The sequence below is a fragment of the Altererythrobacter sp. B11 genome (genome assembly GCF_003569745.1).
Taxonomy (GTDB): Bacteria; Pseudomonadota; Alphaproteobacteria; order Sphingomonadales; family Sphingomonadaceae; genus Croceibacterium_C.
Map to the genome: position 1 here is coordinate 810081 of NZ_AP018498.1, position 24676 is coordinate 834756.

The window sequence follows — 24676 nt, forward strand, 5'->3', positions numbered from 1 at the left end:
CTATTCCTCCTCGCCTGCGCCCTTGCCGAGCTCGGCTTTCAGCAGGAACGCATTCGTGGTGGCGATCATCTGACCCGTCTTCAGCCCCGAAGCGATTTCCACGCGTCCGGCGCTGCGCCTGGCAACCGTGACATTGTTCGCGCGAAATCCGTCCTCGGTTCGCACAAAGACGACATCGCGGCCCTCCAGCGTCTGAAGCGCCTCCTCGGGAATTACGATCGCGTCCGACACCTCGCCGCGGCTCGGCAGCAAGCGGACCCGCACCGGCAGCCCTGGCTGGAGGCTTCCCGGAACGTCGAGCACGGCCGTTGCCGAACGCGTTTCCCCGGCAAGACCGGGCGTAATCGCGCGGACGCGTGCCTCGATTGTTCGTCCATCGGGTAACTCCACGACCGCCCGGTCGCCCCGAACGAGCCGCTGCGCATCCGTTGGCCCGACCGCAGCTTCGATTTGCACCTTCGACGGGTCCGCCACTCGGAACAACTCGGTTTCGGGTTGGACGTATGCGCCAAGACTGACGTTTTCGCTGGTCACCCGACCGGATATGGGACTGGCAACGACTGAGCCGCTGCCATCACCCGTGACATTGGCTGCCCTGGCCGCAAGCCGCGCGCGCTGGGCCTCGGCGGCCGCGACAGCAGCTTCGGCTTGCGCCCGCTCATAATCCACGCGAGCCGATACCTGCTGTTCGTAAAGTTGCCGTTCGCGAGCGAGATTGCGCTGAGCAAGAACCGCCTGCGCCTCTGCGGCGGTCTTCGCGGCTGCGATCTGGGCCGCGTCCCGGCTTCGGACGATGGCGAGCGCCTCGCCAGCGCGGACCGGATCACCGAGCCGCTTGTACACGCGGGTCACAGCCCCACTGGCCAAGGCCGTGACAATTGCCTCGCCGGTCGGCGAAGCGGTCACCGTAGCCTGAGCAAGAACCTCCGAACCGAGGCCGCCCGACTGAACCGTCTCCACAGCAATATTAGCCGCCCGGATCGCGTCCGGCGTCATCGCAAGAGTGTCCATAGGAGCGACCGCTTCCTCGGCCTGTTCCTCATTGCCGGTTTCAACGACAGGGTCTGCGGTACATTGCGATACCGCGACAGCTCCGGCGGCGACGAGCAACACCGCACCCGCTCCGCCCAGGATTCGCCTATTGGGTTGGATCATTGAACATCTCCGGAAATCAGGGGCCTGGCCGCGCGAGGAGTTCCAGCGCCGGAAGCCGCGAGGGCAAGAATGTGAAGCGGCGAAAGAGCTCCACCGAGAAAGTTTCCTTGCGCGTGCTGCGAACTGCAACCGAGCCCAGGACTGCGTGCGGTCAAGCAAGTCATTGGCCCGCAAGCCGCAGACAATGGGGTGTGCTCAATATCGATCGCGAAGAAAGAGATCATTGCGCTGCCTCCATATCTCCCACAGCGGCGGCCTGACGTTCCAGGGTCGCCTGCGCTTCCGCTCTGGCGCGGCGTGCGGCGATGAGCTCAGCCTGCGTTTCGGAATACGCCTGTTGTGCATCAAGGAGCTCAATCAGCGAGGACTTGCCGGCCCGGTACGAGAGTTCGGCAAGTCGCAAGGCTTCGCGTGCCTGGTTGATGGCGCTGCCTGCCAAAGCCGCGACGCGGGCATCAGCGGCATCGAGCGCGGCTCGCGCATTTGCAATCGCCGCTTGCGTGTTGGTCAAAACGCTATTTCGCCGCGCTTCGGCCGCTTGAATGTCCGACCGGGCGGCCGCGACATTACCTTGATTGCGATCGAACAACGGAAGAGGCACAGACAAGCTCGCGACCAACGCGCGATCGCCCGTTTCGCGAAGCTGCCGCACGCCGACGCCGACAGACGGATCGAGACGGCCTTCGGCGCGAGCTTGGCGCAATTGAGCGTCGGCGATTGCGCGCTCGGCTTCGGCGAGGCGCACGTCGAGTGTTTGTGAGGCGCTAACGATGGGAGGCGGAGGGAGGAGATCGCTCCCGGCGAGTTCGGCCGGCGGTATATCCGTTCCGAAAAGCGCTGCAAGTGAACGGCGGGCGGCCTCCTCCTCCGCCTCTGCGGCGCGTAGCGCCGCCGTTGCTTGTGCGAGCGCTGCGTTGGCTCGCAAGCCGCGCAGCGGCGGCTCTTTTCCCGCGTCGACAAGTGCGCGTGCGACACGCGAGACTTCGCGTGCCCTTGCCTCATTCTCGCGGGCAAGGGCCAAGTTGTCACGCGCAGCTACGCCCAAGGCAAAGAGATGGCGAACCTGCAAACCGAGATCGGCGCGCGTAATCGCGAAGCGGTACTCCTGGACAGCGAGTTGGGCTTCGGCGAGCGTCATGCGCGCCCGCCGTCTTCCGCCGAGATCGAGCCTCTGATTCACGGAAACCGTGGTTTCCGTCCCGTTGAATCCCGAATAGGGGCCAGTGCCTGCAAAGTTTTCGACATCGACATTCAGGCTAGGATTGAATCGAAGCCCGGCCTGTTGCAGTCGTCCGCGAGCGGCTTCGACCTCAGCGCGAGCGGCAACCACCGCCGGGGACCGCGCCTCAGCTTCCTCGAGCGCCTGGGCAAGCGTAAGGACGGGGGGCAAAGGTTCTGTGCGAACCAAGGGCGGAACAAAGGGCGCTGGGGGGCCGACAATCGGCTGATCATCCACCTGGGCCGCGACGGATGTGGCCGACGCAGCCACGAGCGCCGCAGCCATAACGGCCGCAAAATTGGCATGCATGTATCAAGGACTCCCGACAAACCGAAATACGCCCGCACAGGACCGGGCGAGCTATCAGTTGTCAGGCCATTGGTGGTCTGAGGATATCAGAGCAGGCGGCCAGTGAAAGGCTCACGCTGTTTCGCACCGGAACGGGCTTCGACGCAGCTACAGGCTCCGATTCTGCATTGGCCATCATCGGAATTCCGATCTGATGACCGTGGCACCCGTGCAAATTTATTGACGCCTTGGAGGGATCGGACTGGCCATCGTCCTTCTGCTTTGAAAGGCCTTCGCAACAATCAATCGAGACCGCCGTGCTCGAATTTTGGCCCGACTCAGCGACATGCGCCATCGCACCCGCCGACAATCCGAAGGCGAGCAAAAGGCTGACAATGATAGAGAGCAACCTCTTCATTGGGACCCCCTAGCCTTGCGGAATGCGCAAGGGAAGAGAAAACTGTATTTGTGTTCAAATCATTGTCTGCGAACCGCAGCGGCTTGTATGATATACGGTCACATACGGCTTTTGCTTTCACACATTTATATTCCCATCAGCTCTGTACTCATTCCCTTCGGAAAGGTAAGCAATAATAGGCGCCAACTATCGTACCCGTAGACCGCTATGTCGTCTTGCAAAGAGTCTTTGTTTTTTGCCTGATCGGTATGACGGAGTACCCTCGCTATCGCCGCCTGATGGGCGCGCCGATTCTATTTTTCGTCCGGAAGGGCTCGGCTGCTATGACTAAGAGAGAGCAGGTGCTTCGGAGGTCGGAGCCGGGAGAGCAAGATGCTTGAGATAGCCGAAGACGATGGCCTGGTCCGGATACGGGCAAGCGGAACACTTGCGGGCTCGGACTTTGATCGCTTCGTCCCCGTCTTCGAAAGCGTGTCCGGACGCAAACCGGGTAGGATCCCCATGATCATCGAGCTTGCGTCCGACTTTTCCGGTTGGGATGTCGGCGGTCTGTTGCGCGACCTGAAGTTTGACGCAAGGCACCATGACGCCTTTGGGAGAATGGCAATCGTCGGCCTGAAGGAGTGGGAAAAATGGGGAACTAATCTCATCGCTTCGCTCTTCCCGTTCGGAGAGATGGAGTTTTTCGAGCTGGCGGATATGCACGAGGCTGAAGCTTGGGCGCGCAACAAAAGCCGGGGTCGAAAGTCGTGAGCGGCGCCGATTTCAACCTGGGCTCGCCGGACAAGCGGCGCACGCTTTGGATCGTGCTCTGGCTAAACGTGGCCATTGCGGTTGGCTTCTTTGTGACGGGTTATCTTGGCGACTCTAACGCGCTCATTGCCAACGGACTCGACAACTCGTCCGACGCCATAGTGTACGGGCTTAGTCTCCTGGCCTTGACCCGATCGCAGAAGTGGAAGCGCGGGGCCGCACGCTTTTCTGGCATCATGCTGCTGGTTTTCGCCGGCGGTGTGATCGCTGATGCCATACGCCGGTTTATCGAGGGATCCGAGCCGGGCGGCCTCATGATGATGGGGATGGCGCTCTTGGCCGGCGTAATCAATCTCTGGTGCCTCTATCTCCTGAAGAAGTTGAAAGGCAAGGACGTCAATTTGCGTGCAGCGACGACTTTCAGTTTCAACGACTTCGTCTCCAACGGCGGGATCATCGTTGCCGGGATCGTAGTGATGGTGACCGGTGCCAATTGGCCCGATCTGGTCGTCGGCATCGCGGTTGCAGGTATCGCGCTGTATGGCGGTATCGATATCTTGCGCGACGCCCACCAGGATACTCACGAGGAGCGCGGAACCGTTCACGACGAGGACAAAGATTGACGCTCATCGAATCGCTATTTTCTTCGCAAGACCTCTCACACGTCTTGCTTCTGGCGATGTTCGCGAGTGTGGGGTTGATCGCTGGGATGGTTTGGGCCGAGTATAGCCGATATCAACCGAACCAGAACGACCTAACTGCGCCCGCCGCGGCGGGCGTCCTCTTTGCCCTTGTTGCAGTTGGGGTAATGCCATCTGCGCAGGCGGATTCCCGCCCTTGGCTTGTTTCTCTGCTCCTCTTGTTCGGCAGTGCGGCTTATGTGCTGCTCGGCATACTTTCCCGCTACATCGAAGATCGCTGGGTCAAAAGCTGCAAGGTTCCGGGGGACGTCAGAAAAGCATCGGGTGGGACCATCAGTGCGGCCGCGATTGTTGATCTTATGAGATACGGTCTTGTGCTTGGAGCGGCCGCAGCTGCCTCCGCGACTTCCGCGATTATGGTGGCCACAGCATTGATTCTGGTCAACATTTCTGGGGCTCGTCGAACTTTCGCTGGATATCATCTACTAGATCTGAGACGCATGGACGGGGTTGCGATATTGGTTCTGTTCGCATTGGTGTTCATTAGCGTCGCGCTCCTCGTGTTCTGGAGTTTGCACGGATGGAACGCAATTGACCAGGCTTGGACCCTGATTTTCCTTGCAGGGTTTCTCCTTGCGGCATCGGCCAAGACCTTGCTCGAGCACGATGACGAAAAGTCTGAAAACCACAGAAAGTCGCTCCTCGCTTTTATTGTTGGGTTCGCAACCTTCGCGCTTTTCACTGCGGCGCTCGCGACAGCTTTCAAGGAATTTGAAATCCCCCAGACGGGTTTGGAGCATCCTAAAGAGCAATCCACAGGCGCGTTGGGCGCCGAACAGGCAAGCGGGGCAAAAAGATAATGGGAAAAGCTCACGGCCACGCCGGGCATAATCACGGCGAAGAGAACCTTAGCGATCGTCAGCTGATTTTTGCGGTAGCGATCAACATGCTGCTGACCGTCGCGCAGATCGTCGGCGGAATTGTATCGGGTTCGCTGGCGCTCATTGCCGATGCGTTGCACAATTTCAGCGATGCAGCCTCGCTCGGGCTTGCCTGGTTCGCCCGCCGGATCGGGCGCAGGCCGGCTGACAAGCTCATGACCTTCGGATACGCGCAGGGCGAGGTTGTCGCCGCGCTCATAAATCTGACGACGCTCTTGATCATTGGCTTCTACCTGATCGTCGAGGCGATCAACCGTTTCGCCGATCCGCAGCCTATCGAGGGCTGGACGGTCATCGGAGTGGCCGGCATCGCTCTGGTGATCGACCTGGTCACAGCATTCATCGTCTATCGCGGCTCGCATGACAGCATCAACATGAAAGCGGCATTCTTGCACAACGTCTCCGATGCACTGGCGTCGGTCGGAGTGATCGTCGCGGGCATCCTGATCTTGCTCTACGACCTTTATGTCGCCGATCTGGTCATCACACTGATTATCGCCGGATACGTCATCTGGCAGGGCGTCACGCTGATGCCGAGGACTGTGCGGCTGCTGATGGGCGCGGTGCCAGACGAGATCGAATTCGAGCGCATCGTCAAGGCGTTGGAGGATCAGGACGGCATTCTCAGCGTTCATCATGTTCACGTCTGGAATCTGGGTGAGCATGCACGCGCGCTTGAAGCGCATGTCGTTCTCGAGGCCGATACTCTGAAGCTGTTTGAAACGTTGAAGAACCGTGTGAAGGAGCATCTCGCAATCGATTTTCATATCCATCACGCAACGCTGGAACCCTGTCAGGAAAGCGAGTGCGAGCGAGCGCTAATTCCTGAACACCCGTCTCCTGGCATGCATTCACACGGTGAAGGACATTAGCGGTTTGCCGCAAGGGTGATTTGTCGGGGCGTTCAAGCGCTGCGATCCAGGAGTTTAGGTGATCGGGATGTCAGTTCTTGCCTATACGCTGATCCCTCTTGCCGCGATAATCTTGGGCGCCGCCTTTGCGATCCTGCGCAAACCGGGAGCCGCGTTCACGGCGGGCGTGCAGCATCTTGCGGCAGGGGTCGTATTTGCTGCTGCGGCCGGCGAAATCCTTCCCGACCTCAAGCATGCCCAGTCCCCTGTCGCGGTATTGGCTGGCGGCCTGGTCGGCGTTGGGCTCATGTTGCTGATCAGGAGAGTCGGCGAGAATTACCAAGGGCCGGTTGGTCTGACCGTTTTGATCGGTGTCGACCTGTTCATCGATGGGCTCGTGCTGGGGATTGGTTTTGTCGCTGCGCTGCAAACGGGTCTGTTGCTTACGATCGCGCTATCCCTGGAAGTCATGTTCATTGGTGTCGCGCTCGCTCTCGAGCTCCAGCAACGAAGTTGGTCGCGCGCCAAAATGCTGGGGACGATGGCGGCCGTGGGCTTGCTCCTGCCCATTGGAGCGCTGTTCGGGACGGCTGCGTCCGCTCTGCCCGCGCCCATGCTGGCGGGTTTGTTCGCGTTCGGCCTGGTTGCGTTGCTCTACCTGGTTACCGAAGAACTCCTGGTCGAGGCGCATGAGGCACCCGAAGGACCCATCGTCACCTCGATGTTCTTCGTCGGATTCCTCGCGTTGCTGATGCTCGAAGAAGGTCTGGCCGGATAGCAGAGATCTTCGGGTCGTGGCCGCCCGATATCAATCTCGATTTCGATCGATCTGTCGGGCCTAAGTCCCTGACCAAGAATGATGTCTATCACGCCATCAGCACGGGCAGAAAATCCCACAGCACGGCGACCCCGGCAAGGGCGATACCGAGTCCGGCAACGGAAACGATCGACCGTATACGCTTCCAGCGCCACAAGGCCGCGAGCGCAGCGAATGCAGCGAGCGTCAGCGCAAGCGTGATCCACAACACCACCGGATCGCCTGGCAGCACCGAGCTTACCGACCAGGCAAGTCCGAAATGCGCCGCCCAGACAGCCAGTGCGGCCGTCGCGGTCCACCAGTCGTGATCATTGTGAAAGTCGGCCGCCATCGCGTCAGCCCGGGAACAGGCGCAGGGCGAGGGTGAAGACCAACGCCATGAGTGCGGCGAAGAACAGGTAGCGCGAAACCACCTCCATCGTTGTGTTCGCGGGGGTTGTCAGCAGTCCGCGCCCGCTGCGGTATCCCAGATAGGCCGCCATGAGCACGCCGATCGCGGCAACGCAGCCTGCAAAGGCAAGCAGAGCGAAAACGGTCGCCCCCTGCCCGGTGGCGGCAGGCGCCAGAGCCTCGCTCTGCCAACCGGCTGCATCCCAGCCCAGCGCAGCGAGGAGCAGCGCGGCGGAGAATGCCTCCGTCATCCAGGGTAGCTGGCCCGCGAACGATCCCGGAGCGCGGGCCGCAAGCAGCCGCCGCCCTCCCCAGGCTGCGGCCGCAGCGAACAATTCGAGCGCCGCGATCCCGGCTGTCTGGCCCAGTGGCGGAGCCCCGATCCAGACCTCGGGATGAATGCCGTACAGATAGAGATAGCTGAACAGGCCCATGAAGCCGATCATGCCCATGACAATCATCAGGACGTTCAGGGCCCACCAGCCGTGGCTGGACGGCCCTGTGATGGCGATCGGCACGGTAATTCCAGCCCCGATGTCGGCCGTCTCCTGTGCAATTGGGCGGTCGGTCTCCCATAACCAGCGCAAGACGCATCCCACTGCGATCACGCCGCTGAACAGGCCGAAGGCATAGGCCTGGATCGTCAGCGAGAGAAAGAAGCCGGCAGTGAAGACAGCCGCTCCCACCGGCCAGGGCGAAGGTCCCGGCATGAGTTGAAGATATTGCGGTTCGGCATTGACCGGCGAGGTAATGATCGTCTCGCGCAGTCCGGTGGCACTGTTGGGCAGGAAGTACCGCCCCGCCTTCACGTCGTCGCAGATGCCGGGATCATCCCACAGCGGCTCGCGGCTCCGTACCAGAGGAATCGAGCGGGTGGAGTACATGCCCGTGGGCAGCCATTCGAGCGTCCCTGCGTCGTAGACGTTGCCGGCATCGTGATCGGTGGTGAAGCGGAAGTTGCGCAGCAGATCGAGCAGGAACAGCAGCACGCCGAGGGCGATGACGAATGCGCCTACGGTCGAGGTCAGGTTGAGCATATCGAGACCGCGTTCGGGCAGATAGGTATAGACGCGTCGCGGCATACCCATGAAGCCGGTCAGGTGCATCGGCAGGAATGTGATGTGTAGTCCGGTGAACATGAGCCAGAATACCCACTTACCCAGCCGCTCGGACAGCGGGTTCCTCGATGTCATGCCGTTCCAGTAGTAGAACGCCGCGAACATCGGAAAGACCATACCGCCTAGCAGCACGTAGTGCAGGTGTGCGACGATGAAGTAGGTGTCGTGCGCTTGCCAGTCGAACGGCACCATGCCTACCATCACCCCGGTCAGGCCGCCCATGACGAAGATAACGATCGATCCGACGAAGAAAAGGGCCGGGGTGGACCAACGGATCCTGCCCGAAGCGAGTGTGGCTATCCAGCAGAAGACCTGAATGCCCGCCGGGAGCGAGACCGCCATGCTTGCCGCACTGAAATAGCCGGTCGAAACGCGCGGCATTCCCGTGGCGAACATGTGGTGCGCCCACACCCCGAAGCTGATGAACCCCGTCGCCACGAGCGCCAGCACGTTGAGCCGGTATCCCACCAGCTCGGTGCGCGCCACGGTCGCCACCATCATGCTCATGAGGCCTGCGGCGGGCAGGAAGATGATGTAGACCTCCGGATGACCGAAAAACCAGAACAGGTGCTGCCACAAGAGCGGATCGCCGCCGCGGGTGGGATCGAAGAATGGCCAGTTGAAGGCGCGTTCCAGTTCGAGCAGCAAGGTGCCCAGAATCACGCTCGGAAAGGCGACTACGATCATCACCGCGAATACCAGCATGGCCCACGCGAACATCGGCATCCGATCGAGCGTCATGCCCGGCGCACGGGTGCGTAGCACGCCGACGATGATCTCGATCGCGCCGGCGATCGCCGAAATCTCTATGAACCCTATGCCGAGCAACCAGAAATCGGTGTTGATGCCGGGGCTGTATGCGATCGACGTCAGGGGCGGATACATGAACCACCCGCCGCTGGGGGCGAGCCCTACGAAAAGCGAAGCGAAGAAACACAGTCCGCCCACCAGATATGCCCAGAAGGCATAGGCCGACAGACGCGGGAACGGCAGATCCCGCGCTGCCAGCATTTGTGGCAACAGCATTACCCCCAACGCCTCGACCATCGGCACGGCGAAGAGGAACATCATCACCGTGCCATGCATGGTGAAGAACTGATTGTAGGTTTCCGGCGCCAGGAAGCTCTGCAACGGTGCGGCGAGCTGCACGCGCATTCCCAGGGCAAGCACGCCCGCCAGCAGGAAAAACAGGAACGCGGTCGCGACGTAGAAAAAGCCAATATAATTGTTGTTGACGACCGTCAGCAGGCCCCATCCCTTCGGATTGGCCCAGATTCGCTCGAGTTCCTCCACCTCGCCTTCGGGCCGCGGACGGTGCGTGGGGAACAGCCCGTACAGATGGTGGTCGAAGCCTGTTTCCGACTTCATTTCTGCGTTTCCAGCCAGGTCGCGATCGCGCCCAGTTCTTCGGCCGAAAGCGTGGGGTAGCTCGGCATTCGGTTTCCGGGCTTGATCGACTGGCTGTCGCCGATCCAGCCGATCAGCGTTCCGCGATTGTTAGGCAAAATCCCAGCGCCCAGAGTTAATCGGCTGCCGACATGCGTCAGATCCGGTCCGGCGAGGCCATTTGCCTCGGTTCCTTGGACGCGGTGACACGCCGCACAGCCGCTATCCATGAAAACTTGCCGCCCAGCCGCGGTCGCGTTACTGCGCCCGACTGGCGAGCGTACAGGGCGCAGGCCGGGCTGGTTCTCGCCGGCGATCACCGCCGCCGGCTCCGGCAGCGTGGGTGCCGTCCCGCCCGCCCGGCGCGCCGCAAGCCAGGCGGACCATTCGGCCGGTTCATGCGTCACGGTGACAAAACCCATCAGTGCATGGGCCGCACCGCAATACTCCGCGCACACTCCGCCGTATCGCCCTGGCTTGTCAGCCTGGACACGCAGCAGGTTGGTGCGGCCTGGAATCATGTCCTTCTTGCCCGAAAGGTGCGGAACCCAGAAGCTGTGAATCACGTCCGCGCTCTTGAGTTCGAACACGACCGGACGCCCCACCGGCAGATGGATTTCGTTCGCATCGCGCAACATCACATTGCCGGCGGAATCGAGATAGTCGACCCGAAACCACCACATTTCGCCGGTCACCCGGATACGCATCTCGTCTCCGGTGATGTCTTCGGTGAGTGCAGCCGTTAGCGTTAGCCCCCAGACCAGCAGCCCGGTCAGCACAAGCCCGGGAAAAGCAATCCCGCCGATCCAGACGGTCCTCTCGCCGCCAAGCTTTCTCTTGATCTGCGGCGGACCCTTGATCGCCACCCAGAGTGCAACAAGCACGACGCCCGTAACGACGAGCCCCATGCCAAGCAGCGCCCAGGCGAGCACCGTCACCCGTTCGGCATAAGGTCCGGCCGGATCGAGTACCGGCGGCGGCCAGCCCCAGAGCGCCTCAATCATCGTCGAAGCCGTACAGGTACGCCGCCACGTCGCGCGCCTCGGCTTCGTTCAGCGGCATTGGCGGCATCGTCGATCCAGGCTTCGCCGCTGGCGCGTTGCGCACGAAGGCGGCGAGGTTTTCCGGCGTGTTGGCCAGCGCCCCAGCTATGAGACCGGCGTCGTCGAAGCCCTCGAGCGAAGGGCCCGTGCGACCCTGCGGCCAGGCGAGGCCAGGAATCGTGTGACATGCGCCGCAGCCAACCCTGCTGATCGCTGCCAGGCCGCGCTGTTCCTGCGCGGGAGAGAACGCATAACGCGATTGCGGCGGCTGCTTGCACGCGGCGAGCGCGATCGTTCCGCCCGTCAGGGCCAGAAGGCAGAAAATTCGTTTTGCGTCGATGTGCCAAATCGTGGCTCGGCCCCTCATGCTGCTTTGAAACCCGACGCCTTGGTCGTAGGTTTCTTGATTGAATGATTTGTACAGACAACAAACGCATTTGCCAGACGCTGGCAGCGATTGCGCTGATGGCGCTTGCCGCCTGCGACGAAGCCGAGCCGGTTGCGCCGAGCGTGTTCGAGGCTACCGGTGAGCTCATCGCGCTTTCGGGCGGTGATGCGGGCGCGGTTGGAGCCTGTGTCACCTGCCATGGTCTGCAAGGGCAGGGCGATGGTAACCTCTCGCCCCGGCTCGCCGGACTCGACGCGGGATATATCGCACGTCAGCTCGAATATTTCTCCGCAGGTCAGCGGCGCCATCCGCAGATGAGCTGGATTGCCGCGCGCCTGGACTGGCGCGCGCGGGTAAAGGTCGCGAACCACTACGCCGCGCTCCCGGTGCCGGAGGAGGAGGAGGGCGAATTTCTTTCGGTCGCCGCCTGCTCGCCCGCCATAGCCCGCCTCTACCAGCAAGGGGATGCGGTGCGCGAGATCGAGGCCTGCGCCGTGTGCCATGGCGCCAACGCGCGGGGCGTGGGCGCAGGCAACCCGCCGCTCGCCGGACAACCAGCGCCCTACCTGGTGCGCCAGCTGGAAAACTGGCGTTCGGGCGAGCGCTACGGCGATCCGCTTGATGCGATGACGCATGTCAGCCGTCTGCTTTCTGCGGCGGAGCTGGTGCCGCTTGCGGAGTATAGCGCGCACCTGACGGATGCGAACGGGCGTCGGGAACCTCGGGCAATATGCCCTCTAACACGTCGTCGCGATCCCAGAAGTGGTGCTTGATCGCTGCGGCGGCGTGCAACGGCACCAGCAGCGACAGCGCGACAATGCCTATCACGTGGACTTCTTCCGCATGGTCGAGCAGCCAGTATTGCCATTCGGGCGTGAGGTCCTGGAACGGCATCGCCGGCACCGGGATCAGTCCCGCCAGGAACAGCGGACGCGCAGGCTGGATTGCGGACCACAGGACCCAGCCCGAAAGAGGGATCAGCACAAAGAGCGCGTAAAACGCCGCCTCCACAGAGTACGCCAGAGTCGATCGCCACCCCTGAATTATCGGCAGCATTTATCGGACCCGGCACCATCAGGCGCCACAACAGCCGCAGAGCGCCCAGCAGGAGAAGCGTCAGCCCGATCTCCGAATGAAGCCGATACGCCTCCAGCTTGTCAGGGCCGACCATGTAGCGCTGCATCAGCCAGCCCGACCCGAGTTGATAGATCACGACCGCCGCCATGACCCAATGAAAGGTGACCCCCACCGGCGTATACTTGCCGCGCCCGCGGTAACGCTCGGCCCAGTCGCGCAAGGAACTGATCATCGCGCCGGCTCGGGACTAAACGATCGGTAAAGGATCTTCAGCGCAGCCAACAGATAGATCAGGGAGGCGGGCGCCCACATCACCACGCCGGCGAGTTGCTGGTCCTCAAGCGGCGAAAGGCCCCATGCCTGAGTGGTCAGCCAGTGCGGGGCGTAAAGAGCCGTTCGGGCGAAGGTCAGCAGTGCGCCGAGCAGCCCCATCGCCACCATCGTTGCAAGCAGCGCGCCAACTGCCGCGGCTGCGGGCGCGCGAACCACTTGCGCCCACCAGATCGCAGCCGTGCCGGTGATCGTGATCTGCATTGCCCAGAATACCGCATCATAGCTCATAGCCGCCGCGTAAAGCGGGGGTGCGTGCCACACCAGAAACACCAGCGCATGCACCGCAGTATAAAGGGCGAGCGAGCCGTGAACCGCACGACGCTCCAGTGCGAAGGCTTTCATGACCAGTGGAGCGAGCAGCGCGACCAGGATAACGTCATGGACGACACGGATGGTAAACAGAGCAGAACCAAGCACGCAGAACGGGCTGAGAAAGAGAAACAGCGCGGTCAGGCCTGCGCCTGTAGCGCTTTTTTTCGCTTCGTGATCGCCCCAGCGGGACCACATCGCGACTGCCAGAACGAATCCCAGGCCGAGCAGCGGATCGCCATTCCAGCGCGCAAGCCATTCGCCCGGCGCGGGCGCGGCACCGCAGTATGGACTCCACATCGTCGTTGCGTCTGCCAAGGTCGGTCTCGCTGGCATAATCTATCTCGGCATCAGCCGATGCCTCATGCTAGAGGCGTGACGATGAGCAAACAACAATTGCCGCTGGCGCAACAGGCACTAATTCACGACCGATATCTGCCCGACGCCTTCACCGTCCAGCATATTCGCTGATCACCGCTCTCCTAGTTGCTTGCTTGCGTTGCTATGGCCTGACGAAGTCGGCGAAACCCACTTCAGTCCGGTATGGCAGCGCACCCTCTGGATCGCGCTTTTAATCAATGCCATCAGGTCAGGGGTCGAAATCGTAGCGGGCATGGCGGATTCGCGCGTCCTGCAGACCGATGCACTCGACTTTCTGGGAAAATGTTGCACTACGCCATCAGCCTCGGAGTGGCCGGAATGGCGCTCGCTTGGCGAAGACGCGCGGCGCTTGCCAAGACCGCGACTATGTTCGCTTTCGGCGTCTGGGTGCTGGGTTCCGCGATCTGGGGCTTCCCTGAAGGCGCATCGCCGGATGCCGGGACGATGGGCATTATCGGCAGCGCGGCTCTTCTGGCGAACCTGACGGTTGCGGTGCGGCTGTTTCGCTTTCGCACCGGGACGCGAACATGCGCTTGGTGTGAATCTGCTCGCGCAAGGACGCAATCGGCAGTGTTGCCGTCCTGGGAGCAGCGCCGGGTGTCTTCGGAGCCGGCGCAGGAATGCTGTGGCAGGCTTTCTGGGTGCTGGTGAAGGGCGCTCCTCCCGCTATGCCATCGCCGTCCTGATCGCCTCCACCAACTTGCTTATCGAACTCGGCGTGATGCGACGGCTCATTTCACTTTTCGAGTAGGACGGGCGGCAAATTTCTTCGTGGGTCTACGCGCTGGTTCCAGCGCATTCGCAATCGGCTTCCGTGGTGCTTGATCTATCGAACCTGCGAGCTGCTCGGAGCCCGCATAAAGTACGGATTCGACTATCGCAAAGGATGTCAGAACCAGGATCTTGGCCGTGGCCACGCTCCTGTCGGAAGCCTTGCGGCTGTTATCTTATGGCGTTCTTCGGCTGCCCTGTTCTCGAGAGCTGACCTATGGATTCCATCAGGGCTCATTCGTGATCGCTTCCCGGAGAAAGCGCACGCAATATATCGCAATCGCCGATCGAACCGCCGGCGCAGGATTCGACGAGGTCGGTCAACTCGCGCCGCAATGCGGTGAGGTCGGCAATCTTGCGATCGATCGCGGCGAGATGCTGAACCGCGATCGCATCGACCGTGGCGCAATTCTCCCCGGGGTTACGCGTGAGATTCATCAGCTGGCTGACCTGATCGAGCGAGAAGCCGAGATCGCGCCCTCGCTTGATGAAGGTGAGCCGGTTGAGAGACGCCTTGTCGTATTCACGGTAGTTGCTGGCACTGCGATCCGGCTCTTCGAGCAGCCCTGCCTTCTCGTACCAGCGGATCGTTTCCACACGGACGCCTGTTCGGCATGCCAGTTCACCGATGCGCATTGATCCGGCCCCTTGACCCTATAGTGACTTCAGGGGGCATATGGTGGCGCCATGACCGATTCCAACACCCACAGGTACGACAATGGCAGGATGTGATTGCGCGCCGAGCGATGAACCCGCGGACGATCCCCAATGGCGCCGGGCACTGTGGATCGCGCTGGCGATCAATCTGGCGATGTTCGCGGGAGAAATCGGCGCGGGGCTCATCTCGGGCTCGCAGGCGCTGCGGGCCGACGCGCTCGACTTCCTGGGCGATGCAGCCAATTACGCGATCAGCCTGGGCGTGGCCGGTTCGGTCCTTGCATGGCGCGCGAAGGCGGCGCTTGCCAAGGGCGCGACGCTCGCGCTGCTGGGGCTGTTCGTGCTGGTCTCCACCGGAATCGCACTGATGAACGGCACCGTGCCGCGGGCCGAACTGATGGGCGTGGTGGGGGTCATCGCACTGATCGCCAATGGCGCGGTGGCGATCATGCTGTTCCGTTTTCGCAGCGGCGACGCGAACCGGCGCTCGGTCTGGATTTGCTCGCGCAACGACGCGATCGGCAACGTCGCCGTGGTTGCCGCTGCCGCGGGCGTGTTCGGAACCGGCACGGCCTGGCCCGATCTCATCGTCGCCGCGATCATGGCGGCGCTGGGCCTGTCCGGCGGGTGGCAAATCATGCGGCACGCGCTGCGCGATCTTGGCGAAGCGTCACGATCGTCCGACACATCGGCCAATGCTCATTCTAAGAATGCGTCGCAATAGCCTTGACCCTGTAGTGGCTTCAGGGTGTATGCGCGCCACATGACGAATCTCGGATCGAATCGCATGATGCGCCGGCTGCGCGGATTTCTGGCAGTCCTGCTCATTATCGTGGCATCGGGGCTCATGGCCTCGCCTGCGGCAGCCCAGGCGCTCGAGCCGGCGACCGCCGAACGGGTCGGTACGACGTGGAAGCTCCTCGATTACATAGCGGTCGACTACGAGGGCGCCGTGTCGGGGGGCAAGGTCACCAGCGACGGCGAATATGCCGAGATGCAGGAGTTCGCGGCCACGATCGCGGATGAGCTCGATCAACTGCCCGACCGGCCGCGGAAGGCCGAGCTCGTTCGCGAGGCACGCGCGCTGCGCGACCAGATCGCCGCGAAAGCTCCGGCGGCGCGAATAGCTTCGACCTCCCACAAGATCTCCGGCGTGCTGCTCGAGGCCTATCCCGTCCCGGTCGCGCCTTCGAGAGCGCCAAACGTCGCGCGCGGTGCTGCTCTCTTCGCCGATAATTGCGCCGCCTGCCATGGCGCGAGCGGGAACGGCAAGGGGCCCGATGCTGCCGGGCTAGAAACGCCGCCGATTGCGTTCACCGACACGGCCCGCGCGCGCAAGCGCAGCCTCGCGGCACTCGAGCAGGTCATCTCGCAAGGGATCGACGGTACCGCCATGCAAAGCTTTCGCGACCTTCCTGCCGAGGATCGCTGGGCGCTCGCCTTCCGCGCCGGAGCGTTCGCCTTTTCGCAGGCCGACGTGCAGCGGGGCGAGAGGTTGTGGCAGAGCAGCGCCGACATTCGCGCGAGAATGCCCGATCTGAAGGCTCTCGTCACGACCACCCCAGAAGCATTAGGCGAGCAGATCGGACAGGGGCGGGCCGACGCCGTCATGGCCTATCTTCGCGCCAATCCCGAGGCTCTGACGGCCCGGGCTTCGGGCGATGCCGGCAAAGCCATCGCCACGACCCGCGCCAGGCTCGGCGAAAGCGTCGACGCCTACCGCTCCGGAGACAGGAAACGGGCCAAGGCGCTCGCCCTGTCGGCCTATCTCGACGGCTTCGAACCCATCGAGCCGCTGCTCAGCGCCAAGGACGCCGGACTGATGGCGAATATCGAGACGCGCATGGGCGCGTTCCGGGCAGCGATCGGCGACGGAATAGCGCCCGATGCCCTGGCGACGCAGGCGGGAGCAATCGATACGCTCCTCGATGACGCCGAGCGTTCCCTGGCGCCCGGCGCGTCGAGCGCCGTCACCACGTTCGCCGGCGCGTTTGCCGTCCTGTTGCGCGAAGGCCTCGAAGCGCTGCTCATCGTCGTGGCGATGCTGGCGTTTCTGGAGAAGGCGGACCGCAAGGACGTGTTGCGCTACGTTCACGGCGGCTGGACGAGCGCTCTCGTTGCCGGAGGAGCGACCTGGCTGGTGGCCACCTATGCGATCGGCATCAGCGGCGCGAGCCGCGAGCTGACCGAAGGGTTCGGCTCCCTGTTTGCGGCGGTCGTGCTGCTGTCGGTGGGCATCTGGATGCACGGCAAGGCGCAGGCCGGCCAGTGGCAGAGGTATATTCAGGAAAAGCTCGCCAGGGCCCTCGGCGGCCAGTCGGGCTGGTTGCTGTTCGGCCTCGCCTTCGTCGTCGTATACCGCGAGGTGTTCGAGACGATCCTGTTCTTTGCCGCCTTGTGGTCGCAGGGCAACGGAGCGGCAATGCTCGCTGGAACGGTCGCCGCCGTACTTGTACTCGCCGGCCTCGCGTGGGCCATGTTGCGGTACAGCCGGCAACTGCCGATCGCCAGTTTCTTCCGCTACAGCTCCTGGCTGATGGCCGCGTTGACAGTGGTGCTCGCGGGCAAGGGTGTCGCCGCATTGCAGGAGGCAGGCTGGATCGATATCGCACCCGTCTCGTTCGTTCCGCGACTTTCGATCGTCGGCCTGTTCCCCACGCTCGAGACGGTCGCGGCGCAGATTCTCGTCCTTCTCGCGCTCGTCCTCGGCTTTGCGGTCAATCGTCGCCGCGTGGCCGCAGACTGATGCGCTGCTTTCCTGGCCGATTCGGACCTACGGCGCGATTCAGCCGCCGCTCTCGCGCTGCATGACCCGCCCGCGGATCGAACGAAAACCTCCCGATCGGCGCCGACCTGCGGCAAACCGGATCGTGTTCGTCTTGCTATTGCCGGATGCCCGGTCTATCGCGCCGGGGTGAAGTTCCTGCGCGCCCTGGCTCTGGTTTGTTTCGGCTTCGGACTGTTCGTCCAGGTCGCGGCCAATGCCGCGGCGGTGCCCCAGGTCGAAATGGCGACGATGGGCGATTGCGCTCACGCTGAGCAGGCGATGTCCGGGCACCGTATGAAGGGCATGGCGGACTCCTCCGATCACAAGGGTTCTTGCCCCGACATGACGATCGAGTGTCTGATCGCCATGAACTGCCTGCCACCGCTTGCGCTGCCCGATACCGGAGCGGCCCAGCCGACCCCGCTTCCAGCCGCCCGGATCTACGGTCTTGCGAACGCAGTGCGGCTCGAAAGCGAGCCCGCGCGTCCGGAGTCGCCCCCTCCCCAAACCTACCTCACCGTCTAGTTTCGAACGGCGCCGCGCGATGCGCGGCGGGCCGGATCGCGAGCTGGGCGGACGACTGCGTCTGACCGGTCCTTGCGGCCGTTGCTAACGCCAACCGTCTTCCTGGCCCGCTCTGAACGAGTGAGGTTTATCGCATGTTTTGGCGCATTTGCTGGCTGCCCATGGCAGCCGCGCTTGCCGCGCAGGCTGCCCAGGCGCAGTCGGTCGGCTACGATGAGGCATTGCGGGCAGCGCAAACGCAGCAGCCCGTGCTGCAGGCGCGCGAGCTCGAGATCGAGGCCCTGGAGAGGACCGCGGAAGCGGCAGGCGAACTGCCCGACCCGCGGTTGCGCGCGGGCATCGTCAACTTGCCGGTCACCGGACCGGCTGCGTTCGATCTCGATCGGCAGCTTCCGACGCAGGTCCAGGTCGGGGTGGAGCAGGACTTCCCCAATCTCGCCAAGCGCCACGCCAGGACGGGAGTCGCGGACTCGGACATCCGCGTGGCCGATGCCCGGTTGGCGCACACCGAACACATGGTTCGGATCGAAACCGGCGAGGCCTGGATCTCGCTCGCATATGCCCAGCAGCGACTGGCGCTCGCCGCGAGGGCCCAGGACGACCTGCACAAGCTGGTGCCGGTCGCGCGCAGCGCCGTGGCGGCCGGCTCGGCGCGTCCCGCGCAGAGTCTGGAAATACGCCGCGCATTGCTCGACATCGACGATGCGCGGACGCGGATCGAAGCCGACCGGGAAGCGGCGCAGGCCCGCCTGAGGCGGTACATCGCCGGGACCGAACCCGTCGCCGAAGGGCCAGTCCCATCGGCCGACATCGATCCCGTGACGCTGCGGGCGACGCTTTCGCGAAACCCAGAGATCATCCTGGCCGACGCGGCCGAGGATCGCGCGCGAGCCGCGATCGACCTTGCCCGTGCGGACAAGCGGCCCGACTTCGGCGTCAACGTGAGCCTTGGGCGGCGCAACCCCGATTTCGGAAGCGTGGTCTCGGTCATGGGTTCGGTGACCGTGCCGATCTTCGCCGGTCGGCGGCAGGAGCCGCGCATAGCCGCGGCCGAAGCGCAGGCGGCGGCGGCTCGCGCCGAGCGGGCCGACATGCTGCGCGCGCTCGAAGCGCAGTTCGCCGCCGACCTCGCGGCCTGGCGCAGCGCGGCCCGGCAATGGCAGCGCGCGCGCGAGGAGCTGTTGCCTCTGGCCCGCAATCGGGCGAACCTCGAAACCGCCAGCTTCGCCGCCGGCCGTGCCGAACTGATCGACGTGATCGCGGCCAAGACCGCGCTGGCCCTCCTCGAACTCGAAGTCCTCGAGCGGGAGGAGGCGACGGTCGAAGCCGCCACCAAACTGCGACTTACCTATCGGGAGCACATGCAATGAAAGCTGCTTGGGAAAGACTGACGCCGCGTCAGAAGTCCTACACGCTTGCCGCCGGGATCGCGCTCGTGAGCATCGGCGCCGGTTACGGGCTTGCGACACTTGGAGACGGCAATTCCGGCAATTCCGCAGATAGCAGTGCGGCGACCGAAGCGGGCTGCAAGCAGGTCGCCTACTGGTACGATCCGATGAAGCCCGACCAGCACTTCGATGAGCCGGGCAAATCGCCCTTCATGGATATGCAACTGGTGGCGAAATGCGCCGGGGGCGAAGCTGCGAGTGCGGGCGGGGTGAGCATCGATCCCACGCTGGTACAGAACTTCGGCGTGCGCACCGCGCAGGCCGAGATCGGCGTGCTCGAGCCCGAGACGAACGTCACCGGCACGCTCGCCTACAACGCGCGCCAGGTGTCGACCGTGCAGCCGCGCGCGAGCGGGTTCGTGCAGCGCACCTACGGCCTCGCGCCCGACGACATTGTCCGCCAGGGAACCCCGCTCGTCGATCTGCTGATCCCCGAGTGGGGCGGCGCGCAGCGTGAGTACCTGGCGGTCGCCGCAACCGGTGACGCGGCGCTGACCCGCGCGGCGCGCGAGCGGATGCGCCTGCTCGGAATGCCCGACGGGGTGATCTCCTCGGTCGCGCGCAGCGGCAGTCCCCGCTCGACCATTACGATTACCGCGCCGTCATCCGGCGCTGTCACGAACTTGAGCGTGCGGCCGGGAATGAGCGTGTCCACGGGTCAGACCCTGGCCGAGATCACCGGTCTCAATCCGATCTGGCTCGAAGCGGCGGTTCCGGAAATCCTCGCCGGCGAAGTACGGGTGGGACAGCCGCTGAGCGCGACGCTGACAGCGTTCCCGGGCGAGAAATTCGCCGGCCGGATCACCGCCATCCTGCCCAGTGCGCAGGCGCAGAGCCGCACTCTCACTGTCCGGGCCGAGCTGCGCAATCCCGACCAGCGGCTGCGGCCTGGAATGTTCGCGCAGGTCTCGCTCTCGCCCGCGCGGCGCGAGGCCGTACTGATTCCGTCCGAAGCGGTCATCCGCACCGGCGAGCGCACGCTGGTGATGCTGGCGCAGCAACGCGGCGGCTATCGCCCCGCCGAAGTGCACATAGGCCGCGAGGCGAATGGCCGAACGGAAGTGCTCGCCGGCCTCGCCCCGGGCGAGAAGGTGATTACCTCGGGCCAGTTCCTGCTCGATTCCGAAGCCAGTCTGGCGGGGTTGGACGTTCGCGACATTGACGAGGCGCCCGCGGCCACTTCCGGCGGCGACACCAAGCAGACGCAGCAGCAGGGGCCCAAGCAATACAGCGCAAACGGCACGATCGAGAAGATCACCGCACGCTCTGTTACCTTGCGCCATGGCCCCGTTGCCGGACTCGGCTGGCCGGCGATGACGATGACCTTCGCGACGAAAGGACCGGCCCAGCTGCGCGGATTCAAACGCGGCGACAAGGTCACTTTCCGGTTCGTGCAGGACGGTAAAGCTGTGCGCATCAGCGCCATCAAGCAGGCAAGCAGCCAATGATCGCGCGCATAATCGAAGGCTCGATCGCCAACCGCCTGTTCATCGTTCTGGCCTCGGTCGCGATTGCTCTCGCAGGCTTCTGGGCGGTGCGGACCACGCCCGTCGACGCGCTGCCGGACCTGTCCGACGTCCAGGTCGTCATTCGCTCGAACTATCCCGGGCAGGCGCCCCGACAGGTCGAGGACCAGGTGACCTATCCCCTGGCGACCACAATGCTCTCCGTGCCGGGCGCGAAGACAGTGCGCGGCTATTCGTTTTTCGGCGATAGCTATGTCTATGTGATTTTTGAGGACGGCACGGACCTCTACTGGGCACGATCGCGCGTGCTCGAATATCTCAACCAAGTGCAGGGTCGGCTGCCCGAAGGCGTGTCGAGTTCTCTCGGACCCGACGCCACCGGTGTGGGATGGATCTATGAATATGCGCTCGTCGACCGGACGGGCGGCAACGATCTGGCGGGCCTGCGAAGCCTGCAGGACTGGTTCCTGCGCTACGAGCTCAAGACCATCCCGGGCATCGCCGAGGTCGCCAGCATCGGCGGCATGGTCAAGCAGTACCAGGTCGTGCTTGATCCCTACCGGATGGCGTCGCTGGGAGTGACCCACGCCGACGTGGTCAAGGCGATCCGCGCCGCCAATCAGGAGGCCGGTGGCTCGGTGATCGAGATGGGCGAGGCCGAGTACATGGTGCGCTCGTCGGGGTACCTGAGCAGTCTCGCCGACTTCAGGGCAATTCCGTTGCAAGTCGCGGGCGGGGGGGTCCCTGTAACTTTGGGCGATGTAGCGACCATCCAGATCGGTCCCGAACTCCGGCGCGGGATAGCGGAGCTCAATGGCCAGGGCGAAGTCGCAGGCGGCGTCGTCATTCTCCGACAGGGAGCCGACGCGCGATCCGCTATTACCGCAGTCGAGGCGAAGCTCGAGCAGCTCAAGCAGAGCCTTCCCGAAGGCGTCGAGATCGTCACGACATACGATCGTTCGAAGCTCATCGACGCTTCGGTCGAGAACCTGACGCACAAGCTCGCCGAGGAGTTCGTGGTTGTCGGCCTGATCTGTGCATTGTTTCTGTGGCATGTGCGCTCGGCGCTTGTCGCCATCGTCACCCTGCCGCTGGGCGTGCTCGCCGCGTTCATCGTGATGCGCTTTCAGGGCGTGAATGCCAACATCATGTCGCTGGGCGGCATCGCTATCGCGATCGGCGCAATGGTCGATGCGGCGATTGTCATGATCGAGAACGCTCACAAGCACTTGGAGCGCTGGAAGCATGCGAATCCGGACGGCGTGCTGGCAGGCAAGGAACGCTGGCGCGTCATCGGCGACGCCGCCAAGGAGGTCGGTCCAGCGCTGTTCTACAGCCTGCTGATCATCACCTTGTCCTTCATCCCCGTGTTCACCCTGCAGGCGCAGGAAGGACGGCTGTTCGCGCCGCTTGCCTTTACCAAGACCTACGCGATGGCGGGCGCGGCGATCCTGTCGATCACGCTCGTGCCCGTGCTCATGGGCTGGATGATCCGCGGCAAGATCCCGCCTGAGGAGCGCAATCCGATCAACCGCGGCCTGACGCGCGCCTACCGACCCGGTCTCAATTGGGTCATGCGTCGGCCCAAGGTCACGCTCATCATAGCCGGTCTGGTGTTCCTGACTGCGGCCATACCTTTGAGCCGGCTGGGCGGAGAATTCCTCCCGCCGCTCGATGAAGGCGACCTGCTCTACATGCCGACCGCGCTGCCGGGCCTGTCGCCGGGACAGGCGTCGGCGTTGCTCCAGCGGACCGACCGGCTGATCAAGTCGGTCCCCGAAGTCGACACCGTGTTCGGCAAGGCGGGCCGCGCCGACACCGCGACCGATCCGGCGCCGCTGACGATGTTCGAGACGACCATCCGCTTCAAGCCGCGCGCGCAGTGGCGCGAGGGCATGACCCCCGACAAGCTGATCGACGAGCTCGACCGGACGGTGCGGGTGCCGGGCCTCGCCAACATCTGGGTGCCGCCGATCCGCAATCGCATCGACATGCTGGCGACCGGGATCAAGAGTCCGATCGGGGTCAAGGTCTCCGGGGAAAACCTCAAAGAAATCGACCGGGTGGCGCAGTCGATCGAACAGGTCGCCAAGCAGGTACCGGGCGTGAGTTCCGCGCTGGCCGAGCGATTATCGGGCGGGCGCTACGTGGATGTCGAGATCGATCGCCTGGCGGCGGCCCGCTACGGCCTCAATATCGCCGATATCCAGACGATCGTCTCGGGGGCGATCGGCGGAGCCAATGTCGCCCGAACGGTCGAAGGACTGGCGCGCTATCCGGTCAACGTGCGCTATCCGCGCGAGATCCGCGACAGCGTCGATGAAATCAGGGCCTTGCCGGTCCTGACACCATCGGGGCAGCAGATCACCCTGGGCAGTGTGGCCCGGATCGGCGTCAGCAGCGGACCCCCGATGCTCAAGAGCGAGCAGGGACGGCCGACCAGCTATGTCTATGTCGATGTGCGCGGGCGCGACCTCACCTCGGTAGTGAGCGATCTGCAGGACAGGATCAGCGCCGAAGTCGATCTGCCTGCGGGCGTGAGCATCGCCTACGCCGGTCAGTTCGAGTATCTGACCCGCGCGGCCGAGCGGATGAAGATCGTCATACCCGCGACGCTCGCGATCATCTTCCTGCTGCTCTACCTGATCTTCCGCCGCTTCGACGAGGCGCTGCTGATCATGGGGACGCTGCCCTTTGCGCTGACCGGCGGCTTCTGGCTGCTCTACCTGCTCGGCTACAACCAGTCGGTCGCGACCGCGGTGGGATTCATCGCGCTCGCGGGGGTTTCCGCCGAGTTCGGCGTGGTCATGCTGATCTATCTGAAAGGGGCGCTGGAGGAGCGACCGGCCAACCCTTCGGCCGATCAGGTCGATGAGGCGATCCGCGAAGGCGCTTTGCTGCGGGTGCGTCCCAAGGCGATGACCGTCGCGGTTATCCTTGCCGGCCTGTTCCCGATCCTGATCGGCACTGGCGCTGGCTCGGAGGTGATGAGCCGCATCGCCGCACCGATGATCGGCGGCATGATCACCGCGCCGCTGCTGTCGATGTTCGTGCTTCCCGCCGCCTACCTGCTGATGCGGCGTCCCCGGGCCGAGCGATCCAAACCATCCGAAGGAGAAGAAGAATGCGTACCTCAACCTACCTGATGCTGCTTGCCGCGCCGCTGGCGCTGGCTGCCTGCGATGCCGGCGAACAAGCGTCGGATACATCGGACAGGCCAATGGCGGATAGCCAGATGGCCGGCGGCCAGACGGCAACAGGCGGCGAAGACATGCCGATGATGCAAACAGGCGAGGGCGAGCAGATGGGCACTGGCGAAGGGACCGTCGCGGCGGTGGACGCTGAAACGATTACCATCGATCATGGCCCCATCCCCGAAGTGAACTGGCCGGCGATGACCATGTCCTTTTCAGCCGATGAGGCATCGCGCCAGAAGGTAACCAAAGGCGATCAGGTCACTTTCGCGTTCCGCAAGACCGAAGGCGGCGGTGAGATCACTTCGATCGACAAGAAGTAGCGTTTGAGGCCCGGGCG

General features: G+C 63.6%; 23 protein-coding genes and 2 pseudogenes. 14 read left to right on the forward strand and 11 right to left on the reverse strand.

Annotated features, from left to right (window positions below; all coding sequences use genetic code 11):
* The 3 genes from AEB_RS03870 to AEB_RS18065 form a co-directional block, all read right to left on the reverse strand.
* On the reverse strand, positions 1-1155 hold the full coding sequence (locus AEB_RS03870) for an efflux RND transporter periplasmic adaptor subunit (RefSeq protein WP_119082021.1): 1155 nt from the start codon (positions 1153-1155) through the stop codon (positions 1-3).
* A gap of 220 nt (positions 1156-1375) precedes the next feature.
* Positions 1376-2683 (reverse strand): TolC family protein, encoded by a 1308-nt coding sequence (locus AEB_RS03875; protein WP_119082022.1) that lies wholly within the window; start codon positions 2681-2683, stop codon positions 1376-1378.
* A 61-nt stretch (positions 2684-2744) separates the two neighbouring features.
* Entirely contained in the window at positions 2745-3080 is a 336-nt protein-coding gene (locus AEB_RS18065) for a hypothetical protein (protein WP_145985261.1), read from the reverse strand.
* A 372-nt stretch (positions 3081-3452) separates the two neighbouring features.
* Between AEB_RS18065 and AEB_RS03880 the strand changes: the two genes are divergently transcribed.
* From AEB_RS03880 to AEB_RS03900, 5 genes are all read left to right on the forward strand, one after another.
* Positions 3453-3833 (forward strand): STAS/SEC14 domain-containing protein, encoded by a 381-nt coding sequence (locus tag AEB_RS03880; protein WP_119082023.1) that lies wholly within the window; start codon positions 3453-3455, stop codon positions 3831-3833.
* Positions 3830-4456 (forward strand): cation diffusion facilitator family transporter, encoded by a 627-nt coding sequence (locus AEB_RS03885; protein ID WP_119082024.1) that lies wholly within the window; start codon positions 3830-3832, stop codon positions 4454-4456. Before AEB_RS03880 ends, AEB_RS03885 begins: the two co-directional genes overlap by 4 nt.
* Entirely contained in the window at positions 4453-5334 is an 882-nt protein-coding gene (locus tag AEB_RS03890; RefSeq protein ID WP_119082025.1) for a hypothetical protein, read from the forward strand. The genes AEB_RS03885 and AEB_RS03890 overlap by 4 nt, the downstream gene beginning before the upstream one ends.
* On the forward strand, positions 5334-6287 hold the full coding sequence (locus AEB_RS03895; protein ID WP_119082026.1) for a cation diffusion facilitator family transporter: 954 nt from the start codon (positions 5334-5336) through the stop codon (positions 6285-6287). The genes AEB_RS03890 and AEB_RS03895 overlap by 1 nt, the downstream gene beginning before the upstream one ends.
* A 67-nt stretch (positions 6288-6354) precedes the next feature.
* Positions 6355-7044, forward strand: coding sequence for a ZIP family metal transporter (locus AEB_RS03900; protein ID WP_119082027.1), 690 nt, complete (start codon positions 6355-6357; stop codon positions 7042-7044).
* Positions 7045-7132: 88 nt separating this feature from the next.
* Here the strand turns inward: AEB_RS03900 and AEB_RS03905 are convergent, their stop codons facing one another.
* The 4 genes from AEB_RS03905 to AEB_RS03920 are packed head-to-tail and all read right to left on the reverse strand — an operon-like array spanning position 7133 to position 11387.
* Positions 7133-7414, reverse strand: coding sequence for a hypothetical protein (locus AEB_RS03905; RefSeq protein WP_119082028.1), 282 nt, complete (start codon positions 7412-7414; stop codon positions 7133-7135).
* A 4-nt stretch (positions 7415-7418) separates the two neighbouring features.
* Complete coding sequence (locus tag AEB_RS03910; RefSeq protein WP_119082029.1) at positions 7419-9959, reverse strand: cbb3-type cytochrome c oxidase subunit I; 2541 nt, start codon at positions 9957-9959, stop codon at positions 7419-7421.
* On the reverse strand, positions 9956-10981 hold the full coding sequence (locus AEB_RS03915) for a cytochrome c oxidase subunit II (protein ID WP_119082030.1): 1026 nt from the start codon (positions 10979-10981) through the stop codon (positions 9956-9958). The genes AEB_RS03910 and AEB_RS03915 overlap by 4 nt, the downstream gene beginning before the upstream one ends.
* Complete coding sequence (locus AEB_RS03920; protein WP_119082031.1) at positions 10974-11387, reverse strand: c-type cytochrome; 414 nt, start codon at positions 11385-11387, stop codon at positions 10974-10976. Before AEB_RS03920 ends, AEB_RS03915 begins: the two co-directional genes overlap by 8 nt.
* Before the next feature lie 98 nt (positions 11388-11485).
* On the opposite strand from AEB_RS03920, the pseudogene AEB_RS18585 reads away from it, so the two are divergent.
* Positions 11486-11950, forward strand: a pseudogene (locus AEB_RS18585) (c-type cytochrome); the annotation flags it as partial.
* A 94-nt stretch (positions 11951-12044) separates the two neighbouring features.
* On the opposite strand, the gene AEB_RS18355 reads toward AEB_RS18585, so the two are convergent.
* The 3 genes and pseudogenes from AEB_RS18355 to AEB_RS03940 all read right to left on the reverse strand — a co-directional run bounded on the left by AEB_RS18355 (position 12045) and on the right by AEB_RS03940 (position 13445).
* Positions 12045-12464: a cytochrome b gene (locus tag AEB_RS18355; protein ID WP_119082033.1), complete on the reverse strand. Its 420-nt coding sequence runs from the start codon at positions 12462-12464 to the stop codon at positions 12045-12047.
* An 82-nt stretch (positions 12465-12546) separates the two neighbouring features.
* Positions 12547-12717: pseudogene (locus AEB_RS18590) on the reverse strand (cytochrome b); the annotation flags it as partial.
* Positions 12714-13445: a cytochrome c oxidase assembly protein gene (locus AEB_RS03940; protein WP_231958893.1), complete on the reverse strand. Its 732-nt coding sequence runs from the start codon at positions 13443-13445 to the stop codon at positions 12714-12716. The gene AEB_RS03940 and the pseudogene AEB_RS18590, both read right to left, overlap by 4 nt.
* Positions 13446-14133: 688 nt before the next feature.
* Between AEB_RS03940 and AEB_RS18510 the strand changes: the two genes are divergently transcribed.
* The gene (locus tag AEB_RS18510; RefSeq protein WP_269461558.1) at positions 14134-14259 is read left to right on the forward strand and encodes a hypothetical protein; all 126 of its coding nucleotides are present in this window, start codon (positions 14134-14136) and stop codon (positions 14257-14259) included.
* Positions 14260-14513: 254 nt separating this feature from the next.
* Here the strand turns inward: AEB_RS18510 and AEB_RS03950 are convergent, their stop codons facing one another.
* Positions 14514-14915: a MerR family transcriptional regulator gene (locus tag AEB_RS03950; protein ID WP_119082035.1), complete on the reverse strand. Its 402-nt coding sequence runs from the start codon at positions 14913-14915 to the stop codon at positions 14514-14516.
* 82 nt (positions 14916-14997) lie between these two features.
* Between AEB_RS03950 and AEB_RS03955 the strand changes: the two genes are divergently transcribed.
* The 7 genes from AEB_RS03955 to AEB_RS03985 all read left to right on the forward strand — a co-directional run bounded on the left by AEB_RS03955 (position 14998) and on the right by AEB_RS03985 (position 24659).
* Positions 14998-15660, forward strand: a complete 663-nt coding sequence (locus tag AEB_RS03955) for a cation transporter (protein ID WP_119082036.1) — start codon at positions 14998-15000, stop codon at positions 15658-15660.
* A 39-nt stretch (positions 15661-15699) separates the two neighbouring features.
* Positions 15700-17682, forward strand: coding sequence for a cytochrome c/FTR1 family iron permease (locus AEB_RS03960; RefSeq protein ID WP_119082037.1), 1983 nt, complete (start codon positions 15700-15702; stop codon positions 17680-17682).
* A gap of 168 nt (positions 17683-17850) precedes the next feature.
* Positions 17851-18228: a hypothetical protein gene (locus tag AEB_RS03965; RefSeq protein ID WP_119082038.1), complete on the forward strand. Its 378-nt coding sequence runs from the start codon at positions 17851-17853 to the stop codon at positions 18226-18228.
* 161 nt (positions 18229-18389) lie between these two features.
* Positions 18390-19598 carry a TolC family protein gene (locus tag AEB_RS03970; RefSeq protein WP_231958894.1) on the forward strand — a complete coding sequence of 403 codons (1209 nt, stop codon included), beginning with the start codon at positions 18390-18392 and terminating at the stop codon, positions 19596-19598.
* The gene (locus AEB_RS03975; protein WP_119082040.1) at positions 19595-21124 is read left to right on the forward strand and encodes an efflux RND transporter periplasmic adaptor subunit; all 1530 of its coding nucleotides are present in this window, start codon (positions 19595-19597) and stop codon (positions 21122-21124) included. The genes AEB_RS03970 and AEB_RS03975 overlap by 4 nt, the downstream gene beginning before the upstream one ends.
* The gene (locus tag AEB_RS03980) at positions 21121-24288 is read left to right on the forward strand and encodes an efflux RND transporter permease subunit (protein WP_119082041.1); all 3168 of its coding nucleotides are present in this window, start codon (positions 21121-21123) and stop codon (positions 24286-24288) included. The genes AEB_RS03975 and AEB_RS03980 overlap by 4 nt, the downstream gene beginning before the upstream one ends.
* The gene (locus tag AEB_RS03985) at positions 24267-24659 is read left to right on the forward strand and encodes a copper-binding protein (RefSeq protein WP_231958895.1); all 393 of its coding nucleotides are present in this window, start codon (positions 24267-24269) and stop codon (positions 24657-24659) included. The genes AEB_RS03980 and AEB_RS03985 overlap by 22 nt, the downstream gene beginning before the upstream one ends.
* Positions 24660-24676 lie beyond the last annotated feature (17 nt).

Coding starts and splice junctions, on each gene's coding strand:
- AEB_RS03985 (WP_231958895.1), top strand. CDS start 24,267: ATGCGTACCTCAACCTACCTGATGCTGCTTGCCGCGCCGCTGGCGCTG.
- AEB_RS03895 (WP_119082026.1), top strand. CDS start 5,334: ATGGGAAAAGCTCACGGCCACGCCGGGCATAATCACGGCGAAGAGAAC.
- AEB_RS03905 (WP_119082028.1), bottom strand. CDS start 7,414: ATGGCGGCCGACTTTCACAATGATCACGACTGGTGGACCGCGACGGCC.
- AEB_RS03950 (WP_119082035.1), bottom strand. CDS start 14,915: ATGCGCATCGGTGAACTGGCATGCCGAACAGGCGTCCGTGTGGAAACG.
- AEB_RS03970 (WP_231958894.1), top strand. CDS start 18,390: ATGGCAGCCGCGCTTGCCGCGCAGGCTGCCCAGGCGCAGTCGGTCGGC.
- AEB_RS03915 (WP_119082030.1), bottom strand. CDS start 10,981: ATGATTGAGGCGCTCTGGGGCTGGCCGCCGCCGGTACTCGATCCGGCC.
- AEB_RS03875 (WP_119082022.1), bottom strand. CDS start 2,683: ATGCATGCCAATTTTGCGGCCGTTATGGCTGCGGCGCTCGTGGCTGCG.
- AEB_RS03900 (WP_119082027.1), top strand. CDS start 6,355: ATGTCAGTTCTTGCCTATACGCTGATCCCTCTTGCCGCGATAATCTTG.
- AEB_RS03920 (WP_119082031.1), bottom strand. CDS start 11,387: ATGAGGGGCCGAGCCACGATTTGGCACATCGACGCAAAACGAATTTTC.
- AEB_RS03975 (WP_119082040.1), top strand. CDS start 19,595: ATGAAAGCTGCTTGGGAAAGACTGACGCCGCGTCAGAAGTCCTACACG.
- AEB_RS03880 (WP_119082023.1), top strand. CDS start 3,453: ATGCTTGAGATAGCCGAAGACGATGGCCTGGTCCGGATACGGGCAAGC.
- AEB_RS18355 (WP_119082033.1), bottom strand. CDS start 12,464: ATGCTGCCGATAATTCAGGGGTGGCGATCGACTCTGGCGTACTCTGTG.
- AEB_RS03910 (WP_119082029.1), bottom strand. CDS start 9,959: ATGAAGTCGGAAACAGGCTTCGACCACCATCTGTACGGGCTGTTCCCC.
- AEB_RS18065 (WP_145985261.1), bottom strand. CDS start 3,080: ATGAAGAGGTTGCTCTCTATCATTGTCAGCCTTTTGCTCGCCTTCGGA.
- AEB_RS03980 (WP_119082041.1), top strand. CDS start 21,121: ATGATCGCGCGCATAATCGAAGGCTCGATCGCCAACCGCCTGTTCATC.
- AEB_RS03960 (WP_119082037.1), top strand. CDS start 15,700: ATGACGAATCTCGGATCGAATCGCATGATGCGCCGGCTGCGCGGATTT.
- AEB_RS03955 (WP_119082036.1), top strand. CDS start 14,998: ATGGCAGGATGTGATTGCGCGCCGAGCGATGAACCCGCGGACGATCCC.
- AEB_RS03870 (WP_119082021.1), bottom strand. CDS start 1,155: ATGATCCAACCCAATAGGCGAATCCTGGGCGGAGCGGGTGCGGTGTTG.